The 11,645-nt window shown below is 72.9% G+C and carries 12 protein-coding genes and 1 tRNA gene; 7 read left to right on the forward strand and 6 right to left on the reverse strand.

Annotated elements, in window-relative coordinates; all coding sequences use genetic code 11:
* Nucleotides 1-144 precede the first annotated feature (144 nt).
* Complete coding sequence (locus ABZ914_RS14285; RefSeq protein WP_500193372.1) at nucleotides 145-672, reverse strand: cysteine dioxygenase; 528 nt, start codon at nucleotides 670-672, stop codon at nucleotides 145-147.
* A gap of 192 nt (nucleotides 673-864) precedes the next feature.
* Between ABZ914_RS14285 and ABZ914_RS14290 the strand changes: the two genes are divergently transcribed.
* A complete protein-coding gene (locus ABZ914_RS14290; RefSeq protein ID WP_347256518.1) occupies nucleotides 865-1,836 on the forward strand; it encodes a LacI family DNA-binding transcriptional regulator in 972 nt (323 codons plus the stop codon).
* A gap of 185 nt (nucleotides 1,837-2,021) precedes the next feature.
* Here ABZ914_RS14290 and ABZ914_RS14295 read toward each other — a convergent pair whose 3' ends face one another.
* The gene (locus ABZ914_RS14295; protein WP_500193373.1) at nucleotides 2,022-3,485 is read right to left on the reverse strand and encodes an aromatic amino acid ammonia-lyase; all 1,464 of its coding nucleotides are present in this window, start codon (nucleotides 3,483-3,485) and stop codon (nucleotides 2,022-2,024) included.
* A gap of 159 nt (nucleotides 3,486-3,644) precedes the next feature.
* Between ABZ914_RS14295 and ABZ914_RS14300 the strand changes: the two genes are divergently transcribed.
* From ABZ914_RS14300 to ABZ914_RS14320, 5 genes are all read left to right on the forward strand, one after another.
* Nucleotides 3,645-4,829, forward strand: coding sequence for an ABC transporter ATP-binding protein (locus ABZ914_RS14300; RefSeq protein WP_500193374.1), 1,185 nt, complete (start codon nucleotides 3,645-3,647; stop codon nucleotides 4,827-4,829).
* Nucleotides 4,829-5,476: an ABC transporter permease gene (locus ABZ914_RS14305; protein WP_190852295.1), complete on the forward strand. Its 648-nt coding sequence runs from the start codon at nucleotides 4,829-4,831 to the stop codon at nucleotides 5,474-5,476. The genes ABZ914_RS14300 and ABZ914_RS14305 overlap by 1 nt, the downstream gene beginning before the upstream one ends.
* Nucleotides 5,473-6,159, forward strand: a complete 687-nt coding sequence (locus tag ABZ914_RS14310) for an ABC transporter permease (protein ID WP_433239137.1) — start codon at nucleotides 5,473-5,475, stop codon at nucleotides 6,157-6,159. Before ABZ914_RS14305 ends, ABZ914_RS14310 begins: the two co-directional genes overlap by 4 nt.
* A gap of 25 nt (nucleotides 6,160-6,184) precedes the next feature.
* Nucleotides 6,185-7,111 carry an ABC transporter substrate-binding protein gene (locus ABZ914_RS14315; protein WP_500193375.1) on the forward strand — a complete coding sequence of 309 codons (927 nt, stop codon included), beginning with the start codon at nucleotides 6,185-6,187 and terminating at the stop codon, nucleotides 7,109-7,111.
* Nucleotides 7,112-7,179: 68 nt separating this feature from the next.
* The gene (locus ABZ914_RS14320) at nucleotides 7,180-7,842 is read left to right on the forward strand and encodes an isochorismatase family protein (protein ID WP_500193376.1); all 663 of its coding nucleotides are present in this window, start codon (nucleotides 7,180-7,182) and stop codon (nucleotides 7,840-7,842) included.
* Nucleotides 7,843-7,855: 13 nt separating this feature from the next.
* On the opposite strand, the gene ABZ914_RS14325 is transcribed toward ABZ914_RS14320, so the two are convergent.
* Nucleotides 7,856-8,653, reverse strand: a complete 798-nt coding sequence (locus ABZ914_RS14325; RefSeq protein ID WP_500193377.1) for a class I SAM-dependent methyltransferase — start codon at nucleotides 8,651-8,653, stop codon at nucleotides 7,856-7,858.
* Between the two features lie 162 nt (nucleotides 8,654-8,815).
* Between ABZ914_RS14325 and ABZ914_RS14330 the strand changes: the two genes are divergently transcribed.
* Nucleotides 8,816-10,132: a CE1 family esterase gene (locus ABZ914_RS14330; protein ID WP_500193378.1), complete on the forward strand. Its 1,317-nt coding sequence runs from the start codon at nucleotides 8,816-8,818 to the stop codon at nucleotides 10,130-10,132.
* Between the two features lie 105 nt (nucleotides 10,133-10,237).
* Here the strand turns inward: ABZ914_RS14330 and ABZ914_RS14335 are convergent, their stop codons facing one another.
* The 3 genes from ABZ914_RS14335 to ABZ914_RS14345 all read right to left on the reverse strand — a co-directional run bounded on the left by ABZ914_RS14335 (nucleotide 10,238) and on the right by ABZ914_RS14345 (nucleotide 11,622).
* A complete protein-coding gene (locus ABZ914_RS14335; protein ID WP_500193379.1) occupies nucleotides 10,238-10,531 on the reverse strand; it encodes a hypothetical protein in 294 nt (97 codons plus the stop codon).
* Between the two features lie 237 nt (nucleotides 10,532-10,768).
* A tRNA-Leu gene (locus ABZ914_RS14340) sits at nucleotides 10,769-10,841 on the reverse strand.
* A 283-nt stretch (nucleotides 10,842-11,124) separates the two neighbouring features.
* Entirely contained in the window at nucleotides 11,125-11,622 is a 498-nt protein-coding gene (locus ABZ914_RS14345) for an FBP domain-containing protein (RefSeq protein WP_500193380.1), read from the reverse strand.
* Nucleotides 11,623-11,645: the final 23 nt, after the last annotated feature.

Raw genomic sequence — 11,645 nt, forward strand, 5'->3', positions numbered from 1 at the left:
GGCGCTCGCCTGGCGGCTCGCACCCTGACCTTGCTTGGGCGAGCGCGACCTCGCTTCGCGAGCTTCCCGATGGGGGCTCGCCTTCGGCTTCGCCCCACCGGTCAGATAGCGCGCTCGCGTGATACCTCGGGTGGCTGCTCGCTGTCAGGCGGGGGTGTCCTGGGGGCGTAGTTCGTCGGCGTAGCCGACCGGCAGGCGGCGCATCAGGCCGGACTCGTCGATGGAGTACTGGCCCATCCGCCACAGCGGCGGCGAGTACGCGTGGATGGAGACGCTGGCGTCGGCCACCCCGGTGAGCCGGTGGATGTGGTCCGGGCCGAAGCAGAACGAGGCGCCCTCGGCGACGACCGTGCTGGCGTGCGCGCCGCCGATCCGCGGGTTGCTCTCCTCGATGGCGCCGCTGACGACGCGCACCGCGCCCGAGGACACGTCGTGGTCGTGCCAGCCGGTGTCGTCGTCCGGCGTCCAGCACAGCAGCCACACGTCCACGTGCTCGTCCCGGTAGAGCGAGGCGTAGTGCCGGCGGCCGTCGCCCGGGAACTCGACGTGCCGCCGCCACAGCTCCGGCCGCTCGGCGAGGTCGTCCACCAGAGCGCGCAGCTCGCGCTTGCCGAGGGCGCGGGCGGGCAGGTCCGCGAAGCCGGGGGTGCGGGGCAGGACATCGTGGGACACGGTGCGCTCCTTTCCATGCGGGACGGACGACGCGGTGTGAACAGCGGGGACGGATTCTGAACCGCATCAGTTAACCGTTTCAGTGAAACGGTTCAGCAACCGTCCCGTCAAGTGGGGTCCCCCGTTCTGTCAGCGGGGCCGTCTAGGGTTGGAGGGATGTCGGAGAGGCGCAAACGCGCGACCATCCGTGAAGTGGCCCAGGCGACGGGGCTGTCGCCCGCCGCCGTCTCGTACGCGCTGCGCGGCATCCAGACCTCGGAGGAGACGCAGGAGCGGGTCCGGGCGGCGGCCGAGGAGCTCGGGTACGAGGCGCACCCCATCGCCCGCGCGCTGGCCAGCGGCCGCACCGACCAGGTGGGGCTGCTGTGCGGGTCGCTGGAGGACTACTGGCAGCAGTCCCTCGCCACCGGCATCGGCCGGGCGCTGCTCGCCCGCGACCGCTACGCGCTGATCGTCGACGCCGGCGGCGACCCCGAGCGTGAGCTGGCGCTCGCCCGCCGGCTGCGTGACCAGCGGGTGGACGGGCTGATCGTGCAGCCGCTCGACCCGGCCGCGCCGTTCTGGGCGGAGCTGTCGGAGACGGTCCCGGTGGTGTCGATCGGCGACGCCCTGCACGGCGGGCGGTCGCAGGGCGAGGTCGTGTTCGACAACCGGCGCGGCGTCACGCTCGCGCTGGAGCACCTGCGCGACCTCGGCCACGAGCGCGTCACCGTGTTCACCCCGACCCGCGCGAGCACCCCCGACCGCCCCGCGGACGTGCACGTCAACGCCGAGGCCGAGCGGCTCGGGCTGCGCGTCGACGTGGTGGTGGCGCCGCAGTCGCTCGCCGAGGCCACCGAGGTCGCGCTGCGCGTGCTCGGCGGCTCCGACCGGCCGACGGCGGTGTTCTGCTTCGCCGACTCCATCGCCTACGGGGTGTACGCCGCGACCCGCGAGCTGGGCCTCGCCGTCCCCGGCGACATCGCGGTGTGCGGCTACGACGACCATCCGATGTCGGCGCTGCTCACGCCGCCGCTGACGTCCGTCGACTGGGACATCGACGGCATCGTGCACGCGGCCGTCCGGCTGATCGTCGACGTCATCGACGGCAAGCCCCGCAAGCGCCGCGTGGTGCGCGAGCCGTCGCTCCGCGTCCGCACCTCCACCGGCGGCCCCCACCCCTGAGGGCCGCCCCGACGCCCGAGCCATCGCGCGAGCGCGTTATCTGACCGGTGGGGCGAAGCCGAAGGCGAGCCCCACCCGGGAAGCTCGCGAAGCGAGTTCGCGCTCGCCCAAGCACGGTCAAGGGGCGAGCCGCCAGGCGAGTCCCTTGGGCCGGGGTTGTGGAGACACAGCCGGGATCGTGGAGATCAAGGGTGCAGGCGGGCGAGGCGGGGGAGGAGGTCGGCGGCCACGGCGATGTCGGTGTCCAGCGGGCGGTCCTCCACGCGCGGGTCGAGGACGGCCTCGGCCAGGTCGAACGCCGACCGCAGCGGCCCGCCGGACGGGGCGCGCCCCTGCATCCGCAGCGCCCGGACGGCCGCGACCAGCTCGCAGCCGAGGCCGAGCCGGTAGGCGGCGACGGCGTCGGTGGTCGCGCGGGCCGACTGGGTGGAGAAGCCCGCGTGCTCCTCGACGCCGCGCGACAGCACGGCGCTGCCGAGCGCGGCGGGGGTGGCGAGCCGGCGCACGTCGGCGAGGCAGGAGTGCGCGACGTACTCCAGGATCATGATCCCCGAGGACGCCTCGGTGGCGCCCTGGAACGGGTAGAGGCCGGTGAACGACGGCTCGGCGAGCGTGCCGAGCCGCGCGGCCGCCAGGGCCATCGTCTGGAACAGCGCGGCGCGGGCCGTGTCGAGCGCGAGCCCGACGTAGGCGGTGTGGAAGTTGCCGTTGTGCCAGACCGTCCGCCCGGCGACGTCCACGAGCGGGTTCTCGGAGGCCGCGTTGATCTCCCGGGTGACGACCTGCTCAGCGTACCCGGCGGCCTCCAGTGCCGGGCCGTGGACCTGCGGGAACGCCCGGTAGCCGTACGGGTCCTGGATGCGCATGGGGGCGGGCCGGTCGAAGGCGAGCAGGGTGCGCATCGCGTCGGCCGCGTCCCGCTGGCCGGGGTGGGGGCACGCGTCCTGGACGGGCGGCGCGTACGGCTCCTCCGACGCCCGGACGGCGAAGTGCGACAGCGCGGCCACGACCGTCGACGCGCGCAGCATCCGCCGCAGGTCGGCCACCGCGAGGGCCGCCTCCCCGAGCGTCGCGGCGTTGGAGCTGATGAAGGCCAGCGCGTCGGCGGACTGGAGCCGGTAGCCGGGGCCGCGCTCCGGCGCCCCCTCCGGCCCGGCCAGCCAGGACCGCTCGCCGAGCAGGCACAGCGCGGTCGACGCCAGCGCGGTCAGGTCGCCCGTGCCGATCGCCCCGTACACCGGGACGGGCGGGAGGAGCCCCAGGTTGAGGACGTCCGCCAGTGCTTGGAGCGCTCCAGGTTCGACGCCCGAGCCGCCCGCCGCGATCTGGTTCAGCCGGACGGTCAGCATCGCGCGGACGATCTCCGGCGCGACCAGCGGGCCCGCTCCGGCCGCGTGGCTGCGCAGCAGCCGCAGCCCGTGCGCGTCGGCGTCCTCCCATTCGACGTCCACGACGCGGTTGGCGCCGACGCCGGTCGTCCGCCCGTAGACGGGCTGGGAGCCGGCGACCTCGCGGGCCACCCGCCAGGCCGCGCGGGCCCGCTCCACCCCGTCCGGCGCTATGGCGACCATCACATCCTCGCGGGCCGCGACCACCACCTGAGAGCAGGTCAGCGAGGTCCCGTCGATAACGATTCGGCTGTTCTCCACGGGGCTACGCTACTTTCCCCTAATTTCAGGTAGTTATCCTCAAGAACCGACGTTCCGGACAAGGCGGGACTCTGACGAGACGGTACACATTGGTTACGGTTGGGGAGAAGGCCGAAGTCGATCATCGGCGTTGCGACGCCCAACGAGGACGTGAATCGTTTGATCACCTTTGAGGGCGTGACCAAGCGCTACCCGGACGGCACCGTCGCCCTGGACGACGTGAGCCTGGAATGCCCGACCGGGCGCATCACCGTGTTCGTCGGCACCTCCGGCGGCGGCAAGACCACCGCGCTGCGGACCATCAACCGCATGGTCGAGCCCACCTCCGGGCGCGTGCTCATCGACGGCGGCGACGTCCGCGAGCGCAAGCCCGCCGAGCTGCGGCGCGGCATCGGTTACGTCATCCAGCACGCCGGGCTGTTCCCGCACCGCACCATCGAGGACAACATCGCCACCGTCCCGTACCTGCTGCGCTGGAACAAGAAGAAGGCCCGCGCCGCCGCGCACGAGCTGATGGAGCGGGTCGGCCTCGACCCCTCGATGGCCCGGCGCTACCCGTTCCAGCTGTCCGGCGGGCAGCAGCAGCGCGTCGGCGTCGCCCGCGCCCTCGCCGCCGACCCGCCGATCATGCTGATGGACGAGCCGTTCAGCGCCGTCGACCCCGTCGTCCGCGCCGAGCTGCAGGACGAGTTCCTGCGGCTGCAGGACGAGCTGCACAAGACGATCGTCTTCGTCACCCACGACATCGACGAGGCGATCAAGCTCGGCGACCGCGTCGCGGTGTTCCAGACCGGCGGGAGGCTCGTCCAGGTCGACGCGCCCGAGGACCTCCTCGCCCACCCCGCCGACGACTTCGTCGCCGGGTTCATCGGTCAGAACCGGGGCATCCGCACCCTGTCCTTCGCCGCCACGGGCGGCCTGCCGCTGAGCGAGGAGGCGATCCGCCCGGCGACCGCGGACGCCGCCGACGCCGCCGCCCTGGACTGGGCGCTCGTGGTCGACGGGGACCGGCGCCCGCTCGGCTGGGTGCGCCCCGGCCAGGTCACCGGCCCGCTGGGGGAGGCCCCGCTCGCGCCGCTCGGCGCCACGTTCCGCCCCGGCGAGGACTCCGTGCGGGCCGCGCTCGACGCGGCCGTGCTGTCCCCGGCCGGGCTGGCGGTCGCCGTCGACGGCTCCGGAGCCGTCCTCGGCACCGCGGGCGGCGCCGACCTGCTCGCCGTCCCCACCCACGGCTTCCGCGGGGACGACCCCGTCGCCCCGGTCCCCGCCGGTGGCAAGGTCCCCGCCGATGACACGGCCCCCGCCGAGGACCCCGCGCCCGCGAAGGGCGGTGCCGGCGACTGATGGACATCGACTGGGGCTGGATCGGCGACCACACCGGCACGCTCGGCGACCACGCCCTCATCCACGTGCGGCTCGCGCTGCTGCCGGTGCTGTTCGGGCTGCTCATCTCGCTGCCCGCCGGGGTCGCGTGCCGCCGCTGGCGCTGGCTGTACCCCCCGCTGCTGACGGTCTCGAACCTGCTGTACGCGATCCCGTCGCTCGCGCTGTTCATGGTCTTCATCCAGTACACGGGGCTGTCGCAGTCGACGGTGATGATCCCGCTGACGCTCTACAGCCTGTCGGTGCTCATCCCGAACGTCGTGGACGGCCTCGGCTCGGTCTCCGAGCCCGTCCGGCAGGCCGCCACCGCGATGGGCTTCGGGCCGCTGCGCCGGCTGCTGCGCGTCGAGCTGCCGATCGCCGTGCCGATCGTCATCGCCGGCGTCCGGGTCGCCGCGGTGTCGTCCATCAGCCTCGTCGCCATCGGCCAGCTCGTCGGCCAGGGCGGGCTCGGCTACGACATCATCCGCGGCTACCAGCTGCAGTTCCAGACCCAGATCGTCGCCGCGTCCGTGCTGATCGTCGTGCTGGCCCTGGTCACCGACGCGATCCTGGTCACCGTCCAGCGGCTGCTCACCCCCTGGGCCAGAGCGCGAGGGACGTCATGAACAAGCTGTGGAACCAGATCGACCTGTCCTGGAACTGGCTGACCGCGTCCGCGCAGTGGCACGGCGACGACGGCATCCCCCACCGCCTGCTCCAGCACCTGTACTACAGCGGCGTCTCGCTGCTGTGCGCCGCGGTGATCGGTCTCGCGTTCGGCCTGCTCGTCGGGCACACCGGACGCGGCGGGTTCGCCGCCGTCAGCGTCGCGAACATCGCCCGCGCCATCCCGACGTTCGGCCTCGTGCTGTTCATCGTCGTCGTCGACTACAGCATCACCCCGGTGCTGGTCGCGCTCGTGGCGCTCGCCGTCCCGCCGATCCTGGTCAACACGTTCGAGGGCATCCGCGGCGTCGACCCCGACGCCAAGGACGCCGCGCGGGGCATGGGCATGACGGGCTGGGGCGTGCTGTGGCGCGCGGAGGTGCCCATGGCGCTGCCGCTGATCCTGCTCGGGCTGCGCACGTCGGCGATCCAGGTGGTCGCCACCGCCACGATCGCCGCCTACCCGGGCTTCGGCGGCCTCGGCCGCTACATCATCGACGGCCTCGCCCGCAACGACTACCAGCTGGTGGTGGGAGGGACGGTGCTGGTGGTGCTGCTCGCGCTGATCGTCCAGCTGGTCTTCGCGGCGCTGCGCCGCCTCGTCGTCTCGCCGGGCCTGCTCGGCTCCGCCCGTTCCTCCTGACCCTTTTTCAACAGAAGGAAAACCCATGAAGCACATCATCCGTGGCGCGGCCGTCGGCCTCGTGGCCGCCTTGACGCTGTCGGCCTGCGGCGGCGGGGGCGGCGGCGACGACAAGAACCCGCTGTCCGGCGGCGGCGCCGCCAAGGGCACCATCACCGTCGGCGGCGCCAACTTCCCCGAGTCCAACCTGATCGGCGAGCTGTACGCGCAGGCGCTGGAGGCCAAGGGCCTCAAGGTGACCCGCAAGTTCAACATCGGTGCCCGCGAGATCTACTACGACCAGGTCGTCAAGGGCGGCATCGGCGTGATGCCCGAGTACAACGGCGCGCTGCTGACCACCTCGGTCGACAAGACCAGCACCGCGTCCACGACCGACGAGGTCAACGCCGCCCTCAAGGCGAAGCTGCCCTCCTCGGTGGAGGTCCTGAACTCGGCGCAGGCGGAGGACAAGGACTCGGTCACGGTCAACCCGCAGACCGCGTCCAAGTACCACCTGAAGAGCATCGCCGACCTCAAGCCGGTCGCGAACCAGCTCACGATCGGCGGCCCGTCGGAGTTCAAGACCCGCCAGCAGGGCCTCGTCGGCCTGAAGAAGGTGTACGGCCTGGACTTCAAGAAGTTCCAGCCGTTCGACGCGGGCGCCCAGGCCACCCTGGTCAAGCTGCTCGCCGACGACAAGATCCAGGCCGCGGACCTGTTCACCACCGACCCGACCATCGTGCAGAAGAAGCTCGTCGTGCTGGAGGACCCGCAGCACGTCTTCAGCGCGCAGAACGTGACGCCGCTGGTCAACAAGTCCGCGGTGAACGCGCAGGCCACGGCGGCGCTCAACGCCGTCTCCGCCAAGCTCACCACCCAGGACCTGCTGGACATGATGAAGCGGATCGCGATCGACAAGGACGACCAGGAGAAGGTCGCCAAGGACTGGCTGACCAAGAACGGCCTCGCCTGACCCGCCCCCGCGAAGCCCGCCGCGCACCGCGCGGCGGGCTTCCGCCTTCCTCACGAGCGGAGGAACCGGTGCACGACTGGCGGATCGACCCCCGCGAGTACGCGCGCCACGAGGCCCGGCGCGGTCGCCGGTTCGCGTTCGACCGGCTCGCGCCGTCCCGCACGGCGCTCGTGGTGATCGACATGGTGCCCTTCTTCGTGTCCGGCAACCGGTACGCGCGCGGCATCGTGCCGAACATCGGCGCACTGGCCGGCGCCCTGCGCTCGGCGGGCGGCACCGTCGCGTGGGTCCTGCCCGGGGCCCCCGAGCGGACGCCGGCCGCCGAGGAGTTCTACGGCCCCGCGACGGCCGAGCTCTACCGCACCAGCGGCGGGACCGGCCCGCTGCCCGGCCGCCTCTGGCCGGACCTCGACGCCCGCCCGTCCGACCTGTTCGTCGAGAAGACGGCGCCCAGCGCCTTCTTCCCCGGCAGGTGCCCCCTGCCGGGCCTCCTGGAAGACCGGGGCGTCGACACCGTCCTGATCACCGGCACCGTCACCAACGTGTGCTGCGAGTCCTCGGCGCGCGACGCGTCCGCCCTCGGCCTCCGCGTGATCATGGTCGCGGACGCGAACGCGGCGCGCCGCGACGCGGAGCACAACGCCACGCTGAACACCGTCTACCGCTCCTTCGGCGACGTCCGCCCCACCTCCGACGTCCTCGCCCTGATCGCCGCGCCGCCCCCGCCGTAGCGGTCCGCGCGGGTCAGCGGCGACGGCCCACGGTGAGGACGGCGGACCAGTGCCGGGTGACCCGCCCATCGGGCCGGGCCCCGAGCCGGCGGCGTATCTCGCCGTAGAGGTGCCGTCGTTTGGCGGGCTCCATGGCGATGTGACCGGAGAAGGTGTCGAGCAGGGCGATGTACTCGTCCGCCGTATAGCGGCGGGCCCAGACGTGAAGCCGCGTCCCGACGGCCGCGAAGTGCCCGGACGCCTCGAACTCTGCGGCGGTGGGGTCCCGGCGGGCCTCGGGCGGTGGCGGTGGCCAGGAAGCGCCGTCGCCTTCGCCGATCTCGTCGTAGACCCGCTGGATCTCGGCGAAGAAGGGGTCGAATCCCGGGGGGAAGGCGTGCTCGGCGTTCCAGACGGCCAGGTGACCGCCCGGGGCGAGGAGGGAAGCGGCCTTGGCGTACTTGACCTCCGGATCCACCCACTTCCAGGCGGTGGCCGCGTAGACGAGATCGACGTGGACGCCGCCCGGCGGCTCCCACCGCTCGAACGGCGCCGTGATCACCGAGACGTCGGCGAAGCCCGCGAGCCGGCGGCGCGCCTCGGCCGCCAGAGCGGCGCCGAGTTCGACCGCGGTGATCCGGAACCCCATCCGCGCCAGCGGCAGCGTGGCCTTTCCCGGGCCGCAGCCGACTTCGAGCAGGTGCGCGGGCGGCTCGATGCCCGTGAGCGCGATCAGGTCGGAGTACAGTCCGGCCGGGTAATCGGGGCGCGCGGCCTGATAGTGGGCGGCCGCTTTGTCGAAGGTCGTCCGCAGCGAGCGGTCGTCGGGCATCGCTCCATTTTGTCACCGGGTGCGCAAAGGGCGGGGGCCACGGTGTCGCTTTCATGAGCAGCGCAGGCGGGGCGCGCGTCCCTACCCTCGGGCCATGACGGCCGGGAACCGGACCCGGCGGCACGCGGCGGCGACCGGGGGACGCCCGCAGGAAGGACGGCCATGCGCCCGCATCCCCTCATCGCCCGTCGAACCCCGCCCCTCTTCCGCGCCCGGAACCTGGCCGCCGTGGCGGCGCTGACCTGCACCGCGCTCGCGGTGCCCGCGGTCGCGGCGGCGCCGGCCGCGCGGGCGGACGCCCTGCCTCCCGACCGCATCACGATCACCGTCGGCGGCGCGCCCGCCTACCGGCTCGACGGCGGCCTGCTCTCCGGCGGGATCGCCGTCCTCGACGCCACGCCCGACTACAACACGACCAAGGTCCAGGGCCAGGGGACGCTGCGCGGGGCCGAGGGCGGGAAGGCCACCGTCCGGTTCGCGCTGTCGCGCTCGCTCGCCGGCCTGTCCGGGACGTTCGGCCTCCAGGACCCGGCCGCCGGGGTGCAGGTGTCCGCGAACATCGCGGGCGGGGTGCGGGCCCCGTCGGACGGGACCGTGACCTGGCAGGGGCGGGGAACGGTGCGGACCGGCGGCCGCTCGTCCACCCGGACGGTCGGCTTCACCGTCCAAGACCGCCACCCCGACCCCGGCGACCACGCGATCCACCTTCTCCACGCGGGGCAGCGGCGGGTGGCGATCCTCCGGCTGCCCGACGGCTACGACGGCCGGCCCCTCCCGGCCCTGTTCCACTTCCCGGGCCTGTTCGAGACGCCGCTGTTCGCCGAGTTCTTCGGCCGGATGGCCGACTACGCCCGGACCCGGGGCTTCATCATGATCACGCCCGAGCACTACGGCACCGGCTGGCAGGGCGTCGCGGGCGGCCAGCCGGGCCAGGACGTCGACGACCCCGGCTTCGTGTCCGCGCTCCAGGACGTCCTCGTCCAGCGCTTCCACGCCGATCCGCGACGCCTCTACGCCTCCGGCATGAGCAACGGCGGATTCTTCACCAGCAAGCTGGCCTGCGAGAACAGGCGGTTCGCCGCCTTCGCCCCGGTCTCCGGCCAGCTCCAGGACCAGGCCGCCTGCCATCCCGGGCGCGCCGTGCCCATGCTGATGATCCACGGTGACGCCGACCCGATCGTCCCGTACGCGACCGCGACGGCCGCGGCCCCCTTCTGGGCCCGCGACAACGGCTGCGGGACCACCACGACCGACACCGACCTGCCCGACACGCACCCGTCCGACGGCACCACCGTCACCGAGCACGCCTACAACGGCTGCCCGGCCGCCGCGCCGGTGATCCTTTACCAGGTCAAGGGCGGCGGCCATAACTGGCCCGGCGGCACGCCCTACCTCGGGCCGCTGCTCGGCGGCACCACCCAGGACATCGACGCCAATGCCGTCATCTGGAACTTCGTGTCCCGCTTCAGGCTCAACTGACGGCCGGTCGACGCCTTGGGGGCCGAAGGCGCGCGGCCCCGGCTCGGTCCAGAAGTCGTACCAGTACCGGCCGGGGCAAACGCGGTCCGCAGGAGGGGAACGCCGTCACCTTGATCTTGAAGCGGTGGTCCCGGCCGGCGACACCGACCACAACCGGGGACTGGAGGTGTCGATATCGCCGAGATAGGGCTTCAACGGCGGTGAAAGCGCAAGCATGCCGGTCTGGAAATGCACTTTCATGCCCATGTCGTGGGCATACCGCCGGACCGGCGCCGAATTCACGCCGGCGTGTGGTCGACGAATTGCCGGAACTGCGCTCCGATCCGCCGGTCCGACCGTGTCGGTGCTCAGCCCGTAGCCGGTGCTCTTCGCGATGCCGCGGCCGGAATGCCTGGTCACGGACGTCGGACGCCGCGCCGGGAAGCGAGCGGACGAGGCTCACGGCCAGGGCGGCCCCGCCTCCGATGCGGGGCCTCGGGAGCCCGCTTCCCGCCAGGGCATCGGCTCGGCTGCGAGCGTCAGGCGCCTGCGTTCCGTGGCGGTTCCGGCCTTCAGCCCCAGCGCGCCGTCCACCGCCGCCGGCAGCCGGCTCGCGGCGGTCGTCGGACGACCACCGCGGAATGCGGCGATCCCAGGTGCCTCCGGTCGGATTCGAACCGACACCTCAACTCTTTTAAGGAGTTCGCCTCTACCGTTGGGCTACGGAGGCGGGCGCCGGCCGCACCGGCCGTCGTGCGCCCGCGCCGCGTTCCGGTGACCGGCCGCGGCCGCGTCTCGTGACCATTCCAATGCCCACCGTGGCCACGGCGCGGCTTTCCGTGGATTCCGCGATCGAGCATGGAATCATCTTGCCCTAAAAGTTCGCCCGACTTCAGCGGATATCCCGCCGAGGCCGGAAAAGGCCGACCGATGGGGCGGCGGTCGCCGAATGGCGATAATGCCCGGCTCTCCGCCGCCGGCCGGCGCCCCGGGGGTCTGGCCGGGAGCGCCGGTCAGGCGGCCACCTTGTCGAGGAAGGCGTGCAGGTTGGCCCGCGTGCGGGCGACCTTCTCCTCCAGGGTCAGCGACTCGTCGAGGTCCCCGCCGACCGCGGCCTGCTTCTTCCCGCGCACGTAGAGCGAGCAGGCGAGGTCCGTGCAGAGGTAGCGGCCGACGGTGTTGCCCTGGCGTCCCGCCTCGCCGGTCCGGCGCGCGGTCATCAGGGCGACGCCGCCGCCGGTCCGCGTGGTGAGGCAGACCGAGCACAGGCTGCGCGCGGTGAAGCCGCGGGAGGTGCCGGACGTGCCGCGCAGCGCGATCCCGACGAGGCTGCCGTCGCGGTCGGCGACCAGGTAGGCGCGCTCGGGCGCCCCGGGATCTCGCCAGCCGAGGAAGTCCAGGTCGTCCCAGGGGAGGTCCGCGAAGTCCTTGGGCAGGCCGAGCCGCTTGGCCTCGCCCTTGGAGCAGTTGACGAAGGACGTGCGGATGTCGCGTTCGGTCAGGGGTCTCATGCCCGCGACGGTAGTCTGCCTAG

Origin of the sequence: Spirillospora sp. NPDC046719 (assembly GCF_040645715.1) — a bacterium.
Lineage (GTDB): Bacteria > Actinomycetota > Actinomycetes > Streptosporangiales > Streptosporangiaceae > Spirillospora.

Bases quoted from the DNA above. Each gene is read 5' to 3' on its own strand.
- ABZ914_RS14345 (WP_500193380.1), bottom strand. From the start codon at position 11,622: ATGAGACCCCTGACCGAACGCGACATCCGCACGTCCTTCGTCAACTGC.
- ABZ914_RS14310 (WP_433239137.1), top strand. From the start codon at position 5,473: ATGAACAAGCTGTGGAACCAGATCGACCTGTCCTGGAACTGGCTGACC.
- ABZ914_RS14325 (WP_500193377.1), bottom strand. From the start codon at position 8,653: ATGCCCGACGACCGCTCGCTGCGGACGACCTTCGACAAAGCGGCCGCC.
- ABZ914_RS14330 (WP_500193378.1), top strand. From the start codon at position 8,816: ATGCGCCCGCATCCCCTCATCGCCCGTCGAACCCCGCCCCTCTTCCGC.
- ABZ914_RS14315 (WP_500193375.1), top strand. From the start codon at position 6,185: ATGAAGCACATCATCCGTGGCGCGGCCGTCGGCCTCGTGGCCGCCTTG.
- ABZ914_RS14305 (WP_190852295.1), top strand. From the start codon at position 4,829: ATGGACATCGACTGGGGCTGGATCGGCGACCACACCGGCACGCTCGGC.